Here is a 16,353-nt window from a genome sequence, read left to right as displayed (position 1 = left end):
CCTACCACCTGAACTTTCTATGTCGGTTCAGCTGATCGGAGTAGTTGAACATTAGCGCTTGCGTGGCCAGCTCCCGGCTGTCCGCTTTGACTGAACCGAATTGGACAGTCACGTCCCCTTCCTTGATGGAGGAAACGGCAGCCTGCCCCTCCGGATCGTCTTTCCTCTGCTCTCCGTTTATAAAGTCTATGACCATATTCGCATAGACAAAAGAAAGCGCTGGAGGGATATCAGACCGGTTCAGGTACGTCTTGATGGATTGGCCAACCTCTGCGATATACAACGCAAGAAGCGTGTCATCCATCTGTTGTTCCGCCGGAAGCTTGGCCTTCACAATCGTGAATACGTCCATGACGAACCTCCTTACTCTTCTGGATCTTCTTCAAAATCAGAACCAGGGTCGTTTTCTTGCTCCTGTTCGCTTTGCAGAATAGCTGCTAAAATATCATCTTTCTTCTTGGCTTCTCCAAGATCAATATCATGCTCAGCAGCATACTCTTTCAATTCCGAGACAGTCATTTCTTCAACTGTTTTCGGTTCAAATGTATCTTCCTCCGATACTTCTACCAGGGAATCAATGACGTGTTCAGCTTTCATAGAAAATTCCTCGTCCGGTTGATAGGTTGTACCTTCATACCGGACAGGAACAGATTTCACTTTTACTTTTGGCAAAGCGTCCGCCCTCCTTATGCAATTGGTTGAGCCTGGAATACATTCTGAGCTCCTGAGAAAGAAGGAATTGTTGTAGCTGCCGCCTTGACCCAAGTAGAAACAGGATCTTTCCCTTCTTCATACACCATCGAAATTACTTTCCCGACAGCAGATACATCGGCTCCGTCAAGAACCATGCGCGATTCCTCCGGAGTAGGACCGTAAAGAGTTTCTCCTAAAGGTCCATCACCAAACATGACGAATTTGTTATCAGGGAAGTAGCTCTTTGTTGTATACGTACCATCTGCATTCTGTTCACGGTACTTAGTGTTCGGCCCGTTATCATATACCGCAATTGTCGGCAATCCTTGCTGAGTCAAGAAAGCATTAAGATCTGCCAAGTTGGCTACGCGGCCAGAACCCGCTCCGTACAGATAGCCGATTAGTTTTGAATTGCGGAGCATAATACCCGCCAGTTTTCTGGACGTAAGAGCGCGCGTAGGAGTAGCGCCCAAAGCTTCTGTCCATCGTTCAATATCACCAAGAATATCTTCCGTGCCAGTTCCCCAGATATCTGTCCCGGCCAGGGCTTCTTTCTGTCCAGACGGCACATGATAATCAACGGTTAACTTCTTCTCTTCTCCAGGTACATGCAAATTCAAATTCAACTTTCCTTCAGTCAAAACTTGCATACGCATGATTTCCGCTGTGGAACGCACTTCTTCAACAGCTTTGTCGATCAGGTTAAACACACGCTGCGTAAGATAGCGCTCTTCCTGCGGAGTACGCGGGAATTTCAAGGCGATTAAGTCTTTCTCTTTGATCTGGTATTTCTTTTTCACATAGGCTGCTTCAAGAACTTGCTTAGCGGCTTCAACAGAACCGATTTCAGCTTCTGTGTCAAATGCGTGTACTTTTGCCGCAACAGGCAAGTCGTTTGCGCCAACAAGATATTCAAATTCGAGCGTGTCATGCTTCACTTCAGGGAAAAGCATTTCTCCGACAGTGTAGGCTTGTGGCTGCCTTTCTTTCATATAGTCCAATACAGTTTTCTGGTTAAACAGTTCTAAAATATCCGGCATAGTTTTGTTCCCTCCGATTACATAAATTTAATTTCTGTCAATTCCGCTTTTGCTAAAGCATCGACTGCTGCCGGCAGACGATCCTCCAAAATGTAAGCTTCAACAATTAAAGAACCAGGCTGCGGCCCTTCTGTGACATCTACATCGTTGTACAGAATGCCTTTTGCTGTTGCATCATTTGCCGGCAAGACTGTTCCGGCTTTCACGATTTTACGGCCGTCAGCCCCTGCGGCCACTCCCACATCACTTACTTCAGTCGTAAAAGCTTGTACTTTTGCAGAAGCTAAAAAGTTTACACGTTCAAATTTCTGAACTTTTCCTACGTATGGCATTTATAGCCCTCCTTTGTTTTAACCCCAAGGGTTCTTTCCTTCCGGTACGTTCACTGTTTCCCTCTCATTGGCTGTCTTGGCGAAATCCACTCCGATACTTACCGATGGCGTTCCTCCCGGATTGCCGTCAGCAGGCTTGGCCCCTTTGAAAGCCGGAGGCTGATTCCCCGGATCTTGGACAAACAAAAAAGACTTCGATTCTTGCAGGGTTTTAATCTGCTCATCAAGTCCTTTTGCAACGTTCCCGTCTTTATCCAGTTCAATGGTCTTGCCGTCAATGAGAGAAGCGACAAGATCCGCGTCATGCACTTTGCCAGCAAGGGCAAGTTTAACAGCGCTGGAAAGTTGGGTTTCCTTCAGTTTGGCTTCATATTCCGTCTTGGCCGTTTCGTTGGCTGCCTGGAGCTCGTCAATCTTTGCCTGCAATCCCTTGGCATCGACTTTCTTCAGTTCCTCCAGCTGTTTGTCCCGGTCCTTGATCTGATCGCTCAAATCTTTGACTTCCTGGATCTTCTCATCCAATCGGCTTTTCGGAATCATTTGGCCAAAACCGGCCACAACTTTATCAGCTTGCTCTTCGGACAGACCAAGAGCGATTAATTGTTCTTTGTTCAATGTGTTTTCCTCCTAATTCGTTTTTTACGTGTAACGACACGTTAGGTATTTGCTTTGAATCTTTTACGTCTGCAAATGCTAAAAAGACGAATGGTTTACTGCAATGAAGTATTTGCTTTTAAATCTTTCTCGAATTGCTCATTGATCTTTTTTACCACTCTATCTACGTCAACATCGGACTGAGTATTTATGTGAATATGGTTGGCTGTTTGGGACCGACTTGAAGCTTTGTTTTGTTCGTGTAATGAAGCCAGCAAAAACGCCCGTGTCTTTTCATCCCGTAACATGTATTCAGCACCTTCAACGGAAAAGCCATATGTGCGAATAACGTAGTGAAGCTCTGAAAGGCTCACTCTTTCCACGTAATTGCTTTCAAATTCTTCAGGGCTCATGAAAGCAGCATATCCGTCCTCGTCCCTCACAATATAGTCACCCGGGTTCAAATCGGGGCTTCCCTGCCCTTTAATAGTTTCAGTGAAGCCTTCATGGACGTTGCTTAGGCTCATGTGAATATTCTTGCAGCCAATCATGTAGTCTCTGATATAGTGCAAAGGCATTCCGTGGTATGTCCTCAAAGCAGTGACAGGCTTTGTCTTGACTTGGTAATTCTTTACGTTTTCCATCTTGTCCACTCCCTCTTTTTATTACTGCGTAACCGGGCAGCCTCCGGAGACGTGTGGATCTCCGTTCCTTTCCGCATCGACTAACCCAAAGGCTATGCTCTCAATGGCTTGCTCTTCAAACATCGAATACAAAGAGTTACCTTCTCCAAAATGTTCATGAATTGGTGCCAGGTGCAAGTGTAGCAACTCATGAACTAAATCGTTCTCCATGTCACGCTCACCCATAAGTTCAGGTGGATAATCAATTTGATCCAGGATATGGACGGAAGCCATCTTCTTAGGTAAAACCCAATTCACTTGCGCGGCGTAGTCACCGTCCAGTTCTCTTTCGCGGACAAGCCGTACTTCAATGATCCAATCTTGCAGCCGGAGCCGTTTCTGCCAATATCTCAGTTTCTGTTCAAGCTGTTCCTGCGTGAGTACCATAACCCCACCTACCTTATTGGTTTTCACTTCTTTGCATGGCCCGTACAAGAAATTCACTGTACTGTCGCTTTGCTTCCTGTTGAACTAACAATCTATCAAGCTGGGTGCTGATTATTGTGAGAATCAGAAGAACCATAGCTTGAAAGAAAGATAAGCTGCCAAACATAAAAAGAACCGCAATCAGTATCAAGCTGATTACAGGCCAAAACCTGGTATAAACTTGTAAAAACGTTTTCATGGTCAATCCCCCTGTTTTACATACTTTTCATGCCATTCTTCATAAGTCATGGAATCAATCAATCCGTTTGCCGATTGCCTTTTCTCCCCAACCATGTACTCCGATTCATCGAAATAAGGGATGGTAGTGGAGCGACAGCGGACGTGAAACGGTGGCGCATTCACGCCAGGCTTGTAGTCCTTCTCTGCATACACTTCACCGTCCTGTGCTCTGCATATGTCGGAAGTTCGCCGGTCAAGCGTGGCCAGGATTTCATAGCGGTCAATCCCTGCGTCAACGTAACTGCGTTGAGCAGCTGCGCCGTGAAAGAAATTTGATTCAGTACGGACAAGCGCTTCAACCCGGGAACGGGTAACGTCCGTCACGCCCATGATTGCCTTGATTGTTTTTTGTGCGGAACGACCGGAAGCAAAACTGCGTTCCAGTTCCTTGCGGATGGCCAGGCGTGTTGCTTCCTGGTGGCCCCATATACGTTTGGAGAACTCTTTGCCACTCCAGTTATACGTCAGGACTTCCTCCAACGTCTTATCCGTCAATGCGGTGACAGTCCCGGTCACTATGCCTTGCTTGGCCAAGTCGAACATGGATCGGTAGTAGGAATCCTGATAGACTTCGGACAGCCCGGTATAGGTGTAGCGTTGCAATCCATTGGCGCCCCCATACAGTTCAGCCATCCGCATTTCAATGGTCAGGTTCAAAGCTTCCAGGCGTGATATGCGGACCCGGTAGCTTGTCGCGTTCAGGATCCTGTCATACTCCGGATTGCCCGAAAGGGACAGTTCCCGGAATCGTTTCAAATCAATATTCTTGAAATCTTTCAGCTCTTTTGCCGTCAGATACTTCCGGGCTTCTGCAATCGTCACCTGGTTCTCAATGGCATAGCGTTGATAGAAAGCTTCAATCTGCCGGAGAACGTCCTGCTGTGCTTCCCGGAGCCGTTCATCCATACGGGCCAGGAACTTGCTTGCTATAAGCTGGGCTTCCTGTTCCCGTTGAGCGGCCCGGTCTTTCCAGTAGTCCTTACTCATCGGCCTTCACTTCTTCCGGATCTTTAGGAGGAAACGCTTTTTCGTATTCCCTTTCAATCTCCTTCTGAATTTCCGCTTCCTGGTTCTCCAGGCGTTCTTCAACTTCTTCCGTGTACCATGGATGGTTTTCACGGATCGTCCGGTCATCCAGGATTCCAACGGACTTGCTGCAATTCTCAATTGCTTCGGTTTCGTTGATGATGATATCCCGGTTGAAGATGATGTTCACCGTCTCTTCAGTGAAATCGCCTTGGCCCGTCATGAGAAGATGATGATTGATGAACCAAAGCATATGCTCAATGCTGGACTGCATTTCCGTTTCAAGAACGTTACAATCCAGGTCAAGGTCTGCGTATCGGTGTTCCATTGCCTTGCCGGACGCATTGCCCAGGTCCTCGTCTTTCGTATCGACACCCCGGCCAAACTCATAGATGGCTCTGCGTGTACGGGCCAGCTCCTTTTCAACGGCTTCTGTTTCAATGTCTGCCTGGAGCTTGTCCACGTCCCCGCCGGTGTCCGTCTTGACGGCCCGGTACTTCTGCAGATCGGAAATGAACTCTGCCAGGTCTGCCCCTCCATAGTTCACAATCTTGTAAATGAACTTCGGAATGTCTGCCAGCAAATCGGCATTCGTGGACGCTTGTAGATTGTAGTTATCGACAAGCGACTTGATACTGTCAATGAGGGGCTGTTCTTCCTCGTTATACTTGAAGTGAATCAGCGGGATCCGTTCCCAAACATACGGCTCACCGTTTATCAGGAAATGATAGTTTTGATCTGCGCCTGCCGGAACGTCCAGCTTCAGCTTCCCGGCTTCAAGAACGTAATACGTCACACCACCGGAATGATAGTATTCTACTTTCGTCTGCGTCTCTTTCTTGCGGTTCATGTAGATATCCTGGTCATAGACGCGGAGGAACGCCGTCACTTCCATGTGTTCGTTATCGCCCCAAAAAGGCAGGATCTGTTCGGATGGAAACTTGGTGAAAGATAAATCGCCGCGCTCGTTAAAGTACGGGTGCAGATAAGCGATTCCTTTGTTGATAGCTTCCTTCCCAACGTTCTTAATCTTCTTCAATAGCCCACGGTCAAACGTGTCTATCATGATTTCCCGGTAGGCTTCATTTTCTGTGCCGAATGTCGGCTCTTTGGATAGCAAGTAGCCTATCTTTTGGTCTACAAGCTTTTTCGCAAAGCCGTGGGACAGCTGCTGATTGGCTTTCCAGTCAAGCGGCTGCTCCTTCTCCAGGATAGCCGTCTTGTTCAGGTAATACAGGCCACCGGTAATCATATTCTGCCGGCGCTCGCTTTTCAGCCATTCCTGGACTTCCTGTGCAAGCATTTCCTCATCCGTAATCACATTTTCAACCATGTCTGTTATGACACTCACCATCCTTTCATGCCAGGGCGCCCGGAACAGGTCCTCTATCAGCATTCATAATCACCTCTACTTCAGTACGGAAATTCCACCTTTGTTGAACAGAACCGTATTCACAAAATAGCGGTCCCCATCCATATGGTGGTCATTCTCTTTGACCGGTTTGTCCTCGCCTTTGTCAGCTGCTTTGGCGTCCCATACGTAGGAAGAAAACTCCTTGAAGGTTTCCTTGCAGCAATCGTTGTATTTGATTAAGCCCTCAGACAAAGCTGTGGCCACGTTGCGGATTCCGTCCAACACGTCATTGATCGCCTGCCTTACGTGAAAACCATCCTTCTTCAGCTGTGCAATGAAAGAAGCTGCGGATGGATCCACAATGATAGTTGCTCTGAGCGGGCCCAGGAACTTCCGTAAATCTTGGCTGTATTCAACGTCCGTTTTCTGCTTCCCTTGCCTGCCTTCAAAGTGATACTCCTTCACCTTGTACCAGGTTCCTTCAAACAAGCCCCATAGCCCGAACGTTGTCGGGTTCTGTGTTCCATAGTCGATGGAAACAAAATAACGGGTGTAGCCCCGGTCAATCGTTGGGACAACATGCTTGTCTTTATTGAACATGTCATACACGATGCCTTCAGCCATGACCCATAAGCCCAGGATATACCGCTGAAAGAACACACCGGAGAACATACGGCGGAATCTGTCTTTCACACGATCAGACAGGGAAAGGTTGTCATCCATCGTGAAGTGAAGAACGTAGATTTTCTTTTCTTTCGCTTTGTCAATGTACTCCTGTTTGAACCAATGGTGCGGTCCAGCTGGGTTACAGTTCAGGAATATCTTCGCCTGGTTGCTTCCCGTCTCAGCAGAACAACGGCCAATAGCCTGGTCCACGAAAGACTGAGGGAACAAAGCAACTTCATCCAGGTACGCTCCAGCTGCGGTCAACCCTTGCAGCGTGTCTTGGCTCGCTTCATTGTTCGCCCCGAACAGGTAGTACGTATTCGATCCGATAGATACATAGGGATCACCGGAACGATGATAGTAATAGTCAATGCCTTTTGCCGTCAGGATCTGAAACATAGGTTCAAGCACGTTACGCTTCAGCGCTCCCATCGACTTCCCGGCAATGATGAAGTTCTGGTCCTTATGTTTGGCCAGGGACCATGTAACGAATGAATCAATCATGGCCACGGTCTTGCCGGAACGGATGGATCCATGACAGATAATCATGTCATAGTCTTTCTTCGGGCTCTTATCCGTCCACCACATGAGAAGCTTCTTCTGCTTCAGACTGAACGGGCGGAATTTGAAAGTGGTATTCTTCTTACGCTTTCTCATTCTTCCACCTCATCCGCGAACACGTCCTCCACCTGGGCATTCAACGCTTCTTCATAGCTGCTGCCCTGTTCATGGGCGTCCCCGTCCGTATCGCCACGTAATTGGCTGATCTCCATCTTCAGCTTCTCTTCTTCAAGCTTTCGCTTCTGAGCTTCAGGAAGGATCTCCGTAAACTTGGATAGGAACTCCAGGGCTTTCATCTTGTCGGCCAGCTTCACTGCTAAACCGTCCTTGCCCATCCGGACTTCAGTGAGGATTGTTCCATCCACCTGGTCAAAGTCTTTGAAATCAACATAGTTGAATTTCACTTCCTTGTCCTCATGGATCGGGTTGTCCTCATCATCGAAACCAACCAACACTTTCCGTTTCTCTGTTTTTTGCCCAAACTCTACGAAATCGGTAATGTCAGCAAAAGCAATATCAATGTACTTCTGAAGCACGGCCTGAACGTCAAGTTTCAACTCTCCAGCCTGTTCAGCTTTCAAGCGGTCAATTTCAGAAGAAATCTCAGCTTTTCTCAGTAGACTGTGGCCATTGCTCATAGCTGTAGAATAAGCACAACCATAAGCACGTTGATACGCCTTAGTCGCGTTAAAATATTTAATGTAATAAATACAAAAAAGCCGTTGCTTATCAGTCAGATCTTCCGACTTCACAACCGGCTCCTTTTTCGTTGCAACACGCTTGCGTTGCGTTGCGGTTTTCGTTGCGTTGCGTCCCTCTTCTCCACGGGACCACTTTTCGCGGTTCTTCCGGCTTCGGATTGTGGAATCCTTCAAGCCGTGCTTTTCCGCTAAATCTTTAAACGTTATCTCGCTGCTTTCCCACTCTTCGCGGATTTTTTCCCAGTTTGCCACTTCACACCACCACCACCTCACTTATGCTAATTGCATCAATTCCACACATCAAAAAGCCCGCACCAATTAAGGCACGGGCTAAAAGAGGGGGAATGTATTCTGTGGAACAAAGAATGGCTAACCAACCAATAAAGTCTGCAAGAAGGACATTTATTCCACACTATCAGATTATCACCTTATGATTGCCCTGTATAATGCCGGCTAATTGCCCTACTCCACTTTTAAACCATATACCCCGAATAGCAATAGTGAAAGGCGCTCAGACGCTGAATCTATCAGCTTGTAGACGGTTCTTTCATTCACCAAATATTCCTTTGCGATTTCCTCAATTGCCCTCTGCTCTATGAAGCGTTTATGCAGAATATCATAGTGCCTACTTGTCGGCTTGTCCTCTTTCTCTTCCTGGAGACAGATAAACTGCAAAGCTTTCAGGGCATTGTCCAGGTGACGGATCATGATAATTGTCCGTTTCGTAGTCATCCGGATGGACGCCACGATATCTTGGCTATTCAAGATTAATTCGCGGATCGGCGTCTCTTCCGTGAAATCTTCCCCCTCATGCTCTTCCGCATATTGCCGGAAAGAGTGATAGTTTCGCAAAAGAAGCTTCGTGTTGCGTAGTCGCTTGTCTTTTTCCTTTTTCGCTTCCACCCGTCTGTTCTTCTGATCCTCTTCCCGGACGGATTGCTTCACCAGCTCGACGATTTCTTGTAAGTTAGCTTCCATTCCCGATTTCCTCCAATCTTGCCTTGACGGCTTCCAGCAACGCGTCTTGGCCTTGTTCTTTTCCTTGCAGCACTTTCAGAACCTGTTCGTCCGCCGAATCTTCGACAAGAAGGTGATGGACGATGACACTGTTTTTCTGCCCTTGCCGGTCCAGTCTTGCGTTGGCCTGCTGATACAGTTCCAAGCTCCAGGTCAGCCCAAACCAAACGATGATATGCCCACCGTCCTGAAGGTTCAGGCCATGGCCGGCTGAAGCCGGATGGGCGATAAGCAAAGGGATTTCACCTTTGTTCCAGCGGGAAATGGAATCGTCCTGGTTCAACTCTTCGGCAAATTTGAAGCGCTCCAGGATCCGATCCCGGTCATGCTTGTAGCTGTAAAAAAGCAGAATCGGCTGTCCTTGGCTTTCCTCGATGACTTCTTCAAGCGCGTCCAGCTTCCGGTCGTGGATATGTACCGTTTCGCCTGTATCGTCATAGATTTCACCATTCGACAACTGAAGAAGCTTCCCGATCAGACCGGCAGCATTGTTGGCCACGACGTCCTGCCCGTCAAATTCAAGCAGCTTGTCGCGCTCCAGTCGCTTATACAGTTCGCGCTCTTTCGGGCTTAGCTGGACGCTTATCACATTGTCAATCCGTTCCGGTAGCTGCAAGTAGTCTTTCGCCTTCATGGATATGCAAATGTCACCTATGCGCTCATGAATCGCTTCTTCGGCCCCGTCTTTCGGCTCCCAGGTGTAGACGATGAACTTCGACGGATCCCGGCGCCCCGGGTTGAAATACTGATTGCGGTAGCCGGTGATTGTCGTTCCAAGCCGTTCGCCCCGGTCAAGTAGATATACTTGCGGCCATAAATCTATCAGGCTGTTGGGTGCAGGCGTTCCGGTCAGTCCTACAATCCTTTTGATAAACGGACGGACTTTCCGCAACTGCTTGAAACGTTTTGCGGACGGTGACTTGAAACTGGATAGCTCGTCAATCACCACCATGTCAAACGGCCAATCCTTTCCGTAATGCTGGACAAGCCAGTCCACGTTCTCCCGGTTGATAACGTACAGATCAGCTTTCTTTTCAAGGGCTGCCTTCCGGTCTTTCTGCGGGCCTAACACTTTGGCCACTCTCAAATACTTGGTGTGCTCCCACTTTTCTGTTTCACGGCTCCAGGTATCTTCAGCCACCCGTTTAGGTGCAATCACCAAAACCTTATGCACCTCGAAACGGTTATGCAGCAGTTCCGTGATGGCCGTCAATGTCGTCACCGTCTTGCCCAGGCCCATGTCCAGGAAAAGACCGATCTCCGGTTTCTCAATCACTTCGTTGATGGCATACGCCTGATAATTGTGCGGTATGAATTTCATGACAAACCTCCTTGATCCGGTCGATGGAATCCACTACTTCCACCTGGAAGCCCAAAGCTTCAAGATCCTTTTTCCTTTTCAGCTGAAGCGGCCGTAATTTCTCCCCGGGCTTTTTCAGTTCAGCGAATACTACCTTGCCCCCCGGAATCAAGACGATCCGATCCGGCACCCCAGCCATCCCCGGGCTTGTAAACTTCAATGGCAGCGACCCTGTTTTCTTAATCGCTTCCGCAAATTTCTTTTCCAGATAGCTTTCCAACATTTCTATCCCTCCCGTTCCGAAAAACAAGGGCGTAAACAATGTAAACAATGTTAAGCGATTTCCTATGATACATACGTATATAAGGATTTTAAGAATATATACACGTGTATATGCGTATATGTTTTCTTATTTCTTACTTATACTACTTTAATAGAAAATATTGTTTACATTGTTAACGGTAGCCCCTTAACCGTTGGTGCTATTGGCTTAAAGGCGTTAACAATAGGTGTAAACAAACTGAAAAACTTTGTTAACATTGTTTACGCTCCACACTTCAGGTGTTAACAATGTAAACAAACTATTCACGGTGTAAACAAACTTTGTTAACGCTCTTTACGCCAAAAAGTCGAATAACTGTTCCTCTTTTCCGGCTGTTTCCTCCGGAATTTCCTCTCTCACATACGCCCTTTGCGTGCCGATTTCCGGGCCGAACCGAAGAAGTCCGGACTTGCTTCCGTCATGCTGCTTCCACCCAGGCATACGTCTTAATATGGAATTGATCTCCCGGCGTTCCAGCATCGGGAACTTTTCGGGGCGCCCATGAAGCAATTCAATCCATATTTCAAGGGCGCATACCCGGTCACGTTTCACAAGTGTTTCCCCGTCGTCCGTCAAATCAAAAGCGTCATCAAAGAAGGAACGGCGCTCCTGCATGTCCATGCTGTTGAAGTTCGTCGGAACCAGGCGCTCCAGGTGCTCCTGGATTGGCCCGAACAGCGGGCTTTCTTCGGAGTGCCCTTTTTGGATCTCCCACATCTCTTCTTCCAGGTTCTCCGGAAGATAAAGGAGTTCACCGTCCTTGAAACGTTCGACGGCTTCAGCCCATATCTGATTCACTTCGTCTTGCGTGAGGGAATGCCACGGCCTGCGGATCTCCTGCTTGCCCACCGGCATGACCCAAAAGCGGCGGTTGCCGGTTGCATCCCGTAGAAATTCCACGTCGTTGGTCGTACCGACAAAAATACATTGTCGGGGGAAATCGGTGACGTGCCGGCCATACGCGACCCGGAACCTGTCCACCCGTTTGGTGAGGAAATGCTTGATGGATTCCACGTCCGCTTTTCTCGTTGCAGACAGTTCCCCCATTTCAACAATCCAGGCGCCTTGCAGCTGTTCATACGCTTCCTTGCCGGTGACGCTTGTCAATGAATCGGAAAACCAATCGGACCCCAAGCGGCCGAACAAGGAAGATTTCCCAAGACCCTGGGCGCCGACTAATGTCAGCATGTAGTCCATCTTGCAGCCAGGTGTCATGATCCGGGCGACAGCTGCGGCGAACGTCTTGCGCGTGACGACCCGGTTCAGTTCCGTATCTTCGGCGCCAAGCGTGTCAATCAGCAGCGTGTCCAGGCGCTCACGTCCATCCCATTCCAGGCTGTTTAGATAATCGCGGACCGGGTGATACTTATGAGCATGGAACACCTGGGCCAAGGCATCCTGCGTTTTCAACACGGACGATATTCCATAGACACGTTCCAGGTAGTTCCGCAAACCGGCTTCGTCGAAGTCGTTGAAGAAGTCTGCCGGGCCTTCGCATTTGCGCCAAGGAAGATCCCCTTTTATCAATGCCCTTTGGGCGAACTCATTGAGGGCGAATCTGCCTTTCAGGTTCGGATCATTCTCCAAAATCAGCAGCAAGTTCGTCCGGGAATCTTCGAAGTCGCCGCTGTTCGTGATAGCAAGCTTCTTCATCCAGCGGTCGTCCGTCGTGGCTGTTTCTCCTTCCGAAACTCCATTACTATTAATAGAAGGAGCTTCTTCATCGGCAAAGTCGAACTCCGCATCAGCCAGGCGCTCGCTCACAAGCGTCTGCTTGACCCGGCCGTCACTCTTCGCCAGCTTGTTCATGGCCAAAGTTGACGGCATCCGGGAAATCGGCGTTCCTTCCTTCGCGTCATCGTCCAGCACGTTGTACTTGTGCAGCCGGACCAGATCGAACGCATTGACCAACATGCCGCTTACTGGATCCGTTCCGTGATGGGAATAAGCAAACTTGCCGTCATCGTACAGAACCAAACCTCCGGCCGTGCTTCCCTCGTTGTAGGTGTAGCGGCCTTCTGAGTGCTGGGTGTATACATCATTCAGAAACGTTTCGATGGCTTCTTCAATCGAATAAGAACGGCAGAACGCGCCGACCATTCCGGCTTTCTCATGCGGATCCCCCTGCCTGTCGGCCAGGCGCTTCTGTACTTGCTTCTGCCTGGAGGATTCCGGCCACTCCAGCGGATCGCGCCAGTCCTGGTAGCGGGAAAGGACCGTGTCCGGGTCCAGCCATTCGGCATCCTGGAGTTTGAAAAGGTATTCGGCATCCGACGCCGTGGACGGCCAATACATTAACCGGTGCGGCTCATACGTGGTGTCGTCAAACATGTCGATGCCGATATCTGCCGCAAGACGTTTGGCAACGGCCACGTATTCCTCCGGTGTGACGGTCCGCGACAGCGGGATGACCAGGCGGACCTTCTGCCGGTCCGGTCTGTGCGAATGCGTGGAATAAGCTACACACGCACTGTCAAACAGCATTTCCACAAGTGGCCAGAAATCGCCTTTTACAAAGTCTGCATCCAGCGTGACGACTTGGCGCCATCCGACAGCTTCCGCTTTCCGGCGTCCACCCTTCAGGGATCCGCCGACAAAACCGCCCACGTCCTTTACCTTGCCCTGTTCCTTCTTGGTCATCTTCTGATAGTCCGCGTAGGTTTCAGGCGTCCGGGTAGTCTGCGACAGCTTTTTCACAAAATCGGACCAAAGGATCTCCGAGTTCTTCCATGACATGGAGTGCCGGCTGTTTGCCGTGGATATCACGAATGAGCCGTCATGTTGGATATTAAATTTTTGTATGTTTTCCGCTTTCTGCATCATGTGGAACCTCTCCTTTGCCGGGCAATCACTCCGATCTGTTTATGCTGTCAGCTTCGCAAAAGCCATTCGGATATCGTTTTTCCAGCTTTTTAATATTGCTTCTTCCTACCTCTTCAAAATCAATCCCCAGCATGGAGCAAAGACCGGACGCATAGTGCAGCACGTCTCCTATTTCGCCAATGAGTGCGGCCTTGTCGATTTCATGGCCATGGTGAAGATGCTTCTTCAATAAATCCACCACTTCACCGGCTTCCCCGGCAAGCCCCATGGCGTAGTTCGACACGTTCAGCTTGAACTCTTCAGGCGACGTCGCCGGGCCAGGCATTGTCCGTTTGCTGAGTTCCTGGTATTCCAGGAGTGACATTTCTTTCACGTCTTTCAATCTGCGAATCTCTTTCTGCTGATATTGCAGGGCATCGACCAACTCTTCAATTATCATCGTCTGCCAGTCATATTTATTCGGCGGACAATCGTCCAGCGTGTGGGAATACTTATTCACGCCCTTTTCCGTCTGCTGATCTATGCGCCGGCCGATATCGTCCAGAATGGCTGCCTTGATAGTTGAGACAGGTTCGGCCGTTCCGGCTTTGAAATGGTGGACCCCTTCAACCGGCTCCGGCGGAGCTGCGGGAACTACTTCGGCAGCGTTCACTGTTTCTTCATTAAGTACCGTATCGGTGTAGGTTTCTTTTTTCGTTTCTTCCGGTTCTGGAGCCGGTGCCAGGCGTTGGCCAATCAGACCCTCTTTGTGTTTCCACTGATTAAACTTCACGCCATGCCAGCCCAGCTGCTCCTTAATCTGCCTGTCTGTTAGGCCCAGGGCTTTCATATCCAAATACGTTTCCCTTGTCAGATTCTCTTCGGTCAAAGTTTCTAACACGGTCATTTTCCTCAACTCCCTGAATTTTTCTATGATTTTTTGTTTGTTGCCAATCAACACTTGGCCAAGTTCCCGGATCCGCCTTGCAGCTTCACAATCGCATTTTGTCTTATCAGCATAAACGCCCTCCTGGACCCGACCGGAACACACGTCACACCGGAACCGATCCAGGTAGTTGATGTATTGCAGGATATTGAAACGCGCTTGCTTCAGCTCTTTCATCTGCGCCCGTTTCTGCTCCGGCCAGAACGTCATTTTCGGTGCTCCTGCCAAGCCTTGTGAACGGCAGGGAAATGCGCTTTCGTGTAAGCGTCAACCGCAATCGCATAGTCTTGAATCTCTGCCTGGGCATCATGGCCAAGACGCTGATCCAGGAAATGAAGAACGCTTTGCAATGAAGCCGTCCAATACCAACGGACGTACATACCATACGCCGGTAGGAACAGACGGGCTTGTTCCGGCGCAATATCGTTCAGCAATGCAAAGTTATACAATTGTTCGCCTTCTTCTACATACTGCATGAGCGCTTTTGTGAACTTGTTTCCTATTGCAGTTTTAAGAGTTTCACCGCTGCCCTGTTTGCTGTTCTCCGGTTTGCTTCTCCATTCGGTAGGTGCCGGAATGTAAAACTGTTCATCTTCGGAAATGTATCGGCGGCTGGATTCGTTCCAGGCGTCCATTGTGTGGTCGCTGCCCACAACGTATTTCCACCATTGACGAGCTACCATGAGCGGCGCGTACACTTCAAATTGCAGGGAAGCATGGCGCAAAGGCGAAGTGTGACCCTCCCGAATCAAGAAGTTTATGAGCCGTTCATCTTTGCTGTCCATTTCGGCTTTCTGCTTGTCGTAAGAAACACGGGCGCTGTTCACGATTGTCAAATCGCTGCCCATCACGCCGACAAGCCGAACGTACCCTTTATCCAAAACTTGCAATCTATCCATTTAGCAATTCCCCTTCCTCACGTAACCGCCGGATTCGTTTGGTGACGGAAGCATAGCTGCGCTTCAGTTCTTCGGTCATCTGCACGGCGGTTTTCAGTCCGCAGTTGTTTTTCAAATACTGATCTTCCTCTTCAGTCCAGCGCAAATGCTTTTCCGGTCTGTTCGGATCTTCTTCCCATCCAAGCTGTCTGCCGTATTCCCGAAGCCGTCCGCTGATAGGACAGCTCCTGCAATTCTTATGCGGCGTGTTGCCCCCATTAAACGGGCATACGCGGCAGTAGTTATCAAGTGTTGTTTCTACTTGGAACAGGACGGCTACCCTCTCCTGCCTTGTAAGCCTGTCCTTTTTTCTGCGGTTTTCCACGCCGTACACCTCCCCGGAACGTGGTTCCGGCATCGAAAGTGTAGCGGTCGCCGTTCCATTCGATGACCGTAGGAATACCCTTCCTTTCTTTGAGGACAATCACCTGGTTCCGGCGCTTTTCCTCTTCCAGCCGATGCACCACGTTCATGACTTCTCGATAAAGCACTTCATCTACACGGCCGGCAGAATCTTTATAGTTTGCAATCATTTCAGCAAGAAGCTCACTCATTCAGTTTCAACTCCTTTACGTTGTTCCCGCCCAAAAGCCCAGAACAGGAAATTCACAAAAGCGAAAAACATCAGGAAACCTATGTCGAATCTTGAAGGCATATGCCGGCCCAGGAGGAATGCTGCGAAGCATCCCAGCCAGTAACCGGCGGCCAACCC

General features: G+C 49.1%; 20 protein-coding genes. All 20 read right to left on the bottom strand.

Annotated features, from left to right (window positions below):
• Position 1: 1 nt before the first annotated feature.
• Positions 2–304 carry a head-tail connector protein gene (locus ACFQ38_RS00350; protein ID WP_381479463.1) on the bottom strand — a complete coding sequence of 101 codons (303 nt, stop codon included), beginning with the start codon at positions 302–304 and terminating at the stop codon, positions 2–4.
• A 59-nt stretch (positions 305–363) separates the two neighbouring features.
• The gene (locus ACFQ38_RS00345; protein ID WP_381479462.1) at positions 364–672 is read right to left on the bottom strand and encodes a Rho termination factor N-terminal domain-containing protein; all 309 of its coding nucleotides are present in this window, start codon (positions 670–672) and stop codon (positions 364–366) included.
• Positions 673–686: 14 nt separating this feature from the next.
• Positions 687–1,733 carry a major capsid protein gene (locus tag ACFQ38_RS00340; protein ID WP_381479461.1) on the bottom strand — a complete coding sequence of 349 codons (1,047 nt, stop codon included), beginning with the start codon at positions 1,731–1,733 and terminating at the stop codon, positions 687–689.
• Positions 1,734–1,750: 17 nt separating this feature from the next.
• Positions 1,751–2,065, bottom strand: coding sequence for a hypothetical protein (locus ACFQ38_RS00335; protein ID WP_381479460.1), 315 nt, complete (start codon positions 2,063–2,065; stop codon positions 1,751–1,753).
• A gap of 18 nt (positions 2,066–2,083) precedes the next feature.
• The gene (locus ACFQ38_RS00330; RefSeq protein WP_381479459.1) at positions 2,084–2,680 is read right to left on the bottom strand and encodes a phage scaffolding protein; all 597 of its coding nucleotides are present in this window, start codon (positions 2,678–2,680) and stop codon (positions 2,084–2,086) included.
• Positions 2,681–2,775: 95 nt separating this feature from the next.
• Positions 2,776–3,303 carry a hypothetical protein gene (locus ACFQ38_RS00325; protein ID WP_381479458.1) on the bottom strand — a complete coding sequence of 176 codons (528 nt, stop codon included), beginning with the start codon at positions 3,301–3,303 and terminating at the stop codon, positions 2,776–2,778.
• A 21-nt stretch (positions 3,304–3,324) separates the two neighbouring features.
• Positions 3,325–3,729: a hypothetical protein gene (locus ACFQ38_RS00320; protein ID WP_381479457.1), complete on the bottom strand. Its 405-nt coding sequence runs from the start codon at positions 3,727–3,729 to the stop codon at positions 3,325–3,327.
• A 13-nt stretch (positions 3,730–3,742) separates the two neighbouring features.
• The gene (locus tag ACFQ38_RS00315) at positions 3,743–3,967 is read right to left on the bottom strand and encodes a hypothetical protein (RefSeq protein ID WP_381479456.1); all 225 of its coding nucleotides are present in this window, start codon (positions 3,965–3,967) and stop codon (positions 3,743–3,745) included.
• Between the two features lie 2 nt (positions 3,968–3,969).
• Entirely contained in the window at positions 3,970–4,995 is a 1,026-nt protein-coding gene (locus tag ACFQ38_RS00310) for a minor capsid protein (protein WP_381479455.1), read from the bottom strand.
• On the bottom strand, positions 4,988–6,430 hold the full coding sequence (locus ACFQ38_RS00305) for a phage portal protein (RefSeq protein WP_381479453.1): 1,443 nt from the start codon (positions 6,428–6,430) through the stop codon (positions 4,988–4,990). Before ACFQ38_RS00305 ends, ACFQ38_RS00310 begins: the two co-directional genes overlap by 8 nt.
• A gap of 12 nt (positions 6,431–6,442) precedes the next feature.
• Positions 6,443–7,711, bottom strand: a complete 1,269-nt coding sequence (locus tag ACFQ38_RS00300) for a PBSX family phage terminase large subunit (protein ID WP_381479451.1) — start codon at positions 7,709–7,711, stop codon at positions 6,443–6,445.
• A complete protein-coding gene (locus ACFQ38_RS00295; protein WP_381479449.1) occupies positions 7,708–8,568 on the bottom strand; it encodes a terminase small subunit in 861 nt (286 codons plus the stop codon). The genes ACFQ38_RS00300 and ACFQ38_RS00295 overlap by 4 nt, the downstream gene beginning before the upstream one ends.
• Positions 8,569–8,778: 210 nt before the next feature.
• Positions 8,779–9,294, bottom strand: coding sequence for a hypothetical protein (locus ACFQ38_RS00290; protein WP_381479447.1), 516 nt, complete (start codon positions 9,292–9,294; stop codon positions 8,779–8,781).
• Complete coding sequence (locus tag ACFQ38_RS00285; protein ID WP_381479446.1) at positions 9,284–10,654, bottom strand: SNF2-related protein; 1,371 nt, start codon at positions 10,652–10,654, stop codon at positions 9,284–9,286. Before ACFQ38_RS00285 ends, ACFQ38_RS00290 begins: the two co-directional genes overlap by 11 nt.
• Positions 10,602–10,916, bottom strand: coding sequence for a VRR-NUC domain-containing protein (locus tag ACFQ38_RS00280; protein WP_381479444.1), 315 nt, complete (start codon positions 10,914–10,916; stop codon positions 10,602–10,604). Before ACFQ38_RS00280 ends, ACFQ38_RS00285 begins: the two co-directional genes overlap by 53 nt.
• Positions 10,917–11,249: 333 nt before the next feature.
• Positions 11,250–13,778 carry a VapE domain-containing protein gene (locus tag ACFQ38_RS00275; RefSeq protein WP_381479442.1) on the bottom strand — a complete coding sequence of 843 codons (2,529 nt, stop codon included), beginning with the start codon at positions 13,776–13,778 and terminating at the stop codon, positions 11,250–11,252.
• Positions 13,779–13,803: 25 nt separating this feature from the next.
• The gene (locus tag ACFQ38_RS00270; RefSeq protein ID WP_381479440.1) at positions 13,804–14,913 is read right to left on the bottom strand and encodes a nucleoside triphosphate pyrophosphohydrolase family protein; all 1,110 of its coding nucleotides are present in this window, start codon (positions 14,911–14,913) and stop codon (positions 13,804–13,806) included.
• Entirely contained in the window at positions 14,910–15,602 is a 693-nt protein-coding gene (thyX, locus tag ACFQ38_RS00265; RefSeq protein ID WP_381479438.1) for an FAD-dependent thymidylate synthase, read from the bottom strand. Before thyX ends, ACFQ38_RS00270 begins: the two co-directional genes overlap by 4 nt.
• 111 nt (positions 15,603–15,713) lie before the next feature.
• Positions 15,714–15,890 (bottom strand): hypothetical protein, encoded by a 177-nt coding sequence (locus ACFQ38_RS00260; RefSeq protein ID WP_381479437.1) that lies wholly within the window; start codon positions 15,888–15,890, stop codon positions 15,714–15,716.
• Positions 15,887–16,195 (bottom strand): hypothetical protein, encoded by a 309-nt coding sequence (locus ACFQ38_RS00255; protein ID WP_381479435.1) that lies wholly within the window; start codon positions 16,193–16,195, stop codon positions 15,887–15,889. The genes ACFQ38_RS00260 and ACFQ38_RS00255 overlap by 4 nt, the downstream gene beginning before the upstream one ends.
• Positions 16,196–16,353: the final 158 nt, after the last annotated feature.

Source organism: Sporosarcina contaminans (assembly GCF_042679045.1).
Taxonomy (GTDB): domain Bacteria; phylum Bacillota; class Bacilli; order Bacillales_A; family Planococcaceae; genus Sporosarcina; species Sporosarcina contaminans.
This window is presented reverse-complemented; position numbering and strand designations above follow the sequence as displayed.

What these genes read in the sequence shown, in the direction of transcription:
- ACFQ38_RS00315 (WP_381479456.1), bottom strand. Translation starts at nt 3,967, where the DNA reads ATGAAAACGTTTTTACAAGTTTATACCAGGTTTTGGCCTGTAATCAGC.
- ACFQ38_RS00305 (WP_381479453.1), bottom strand. Translation starts at nt 6,430, where the DNA reads ATGCTGATAGAGGACCTGTTCCGGGCGCCCTGGCATGAAAGGATGGTG.
- ACFQ38_RS00290 (WP_381479447.1), bottom strand. Translation starts at nt 9,294, where the DNA reads ATGGAAGCTAACTTACAAGAAATCGTCGAGCTGGTGAAGCAATCCGTC.
- ACFQ38_RS00340 (WP_381479461.1), bottom strand. Translation starts at nt 1,733, where the DNA reads ATGCCGGATATTTTAGAACTGTTTAACCAGAAAACTGTATTGGACTAT.
- thyX (WP_381479438.1), bottom strand. Translation starts at nt 15,602, where the DNA reads ATGGATAGATTGCAAGTTTTGGATAAAGGGTACGTTCGGCTTGTCGGC.
- ACFQ38_RS00285 (WP_381479446.1), bottom strand. Translation starts at nt 10,654, where the DNA reads ATGAAATTCATACCGCACAATTATCAGGCGTATGCCATCAACGAAGTG.
- ACFQ38_RS00275 (WP_381479442.1), bottom strand. Translation starts at nt 13,778, where the DNA reads ATGATGCAGAAAGCGGAAAACATACAAAAATTTAATATCCAACATGAC.
- ACFQ38_RS00310 (WP_381479455.1), bottom strand. Translation starts at nt 4,995, where the DNA reads ATGAGTAAGGACTACTGGAAAGACCGGGCCGCTCAACGGGAACAGGAA.
- ACFQ38_RS00255 (WP_381479435.1), bottom strand. Translation starts at nt 16,195, where the DNA reads ATGAGTGAGCTTCTTGCTGAAATGATTGCAAACTATAAAGATTCTGCC.
- ACFQ38_RS00350 (WP_381479463.1), bottom strand. Translation starts at nt 304, where the DNA reads ATGGATGACACGCTTCTTGCGTTGTATATCGCAGAGGTTGGCCAATCC.
- ACFQ38_RS00325 (WP_381479458.1), bottom strand. Translation starts at nt 3,303, where the DNA reads ATGGAAAACGTAAAGAATTACCAAGTCAAGACAAAGCCTGTCACTGCT.
- ACFQ38_RS00270 (WP_381479440.1), bottom strand. Translation starts at nt 14,913, where the DNA reads ATGACGTTCTGGCCGGAGCAGAAACGGGCGCAGATGAAAGAGCTGAAG.
- ACFQ38_RS00300 (WP_381479451.1), bottom strand. Translation starts at nt 7,711, where the DNA reads ATGAGAAAGCGTAAGAAGAATACCACTTTCAAATTCCGCCCGTTCAGT.
- ACFQ38_RS00335 (WP_381479460.1), bottom strand. Translation starts at nt 2,065, where the DNA reads ATGCCATACGTAGGAAAAGTTCAGAAATTTGAACGTGTAAACTTTTTA.
- ACFQ38_RS00280 (WP_381479444.1), bottom strand. Translation starts at nt 10,916, where the DNA reads ATGTTGGAAAGCTATCTGGAAAAGAAATTTGCGGAAGCGATTAAGAAA.
- ACFQ38_RS00320 (WP_381479457.1), bottom strand. Translation starts at nt 3,729, where the DNA reads ATGGTACTCACGCAGGAACAGCTTGAACAGAAACTGAGATATTGGCAG.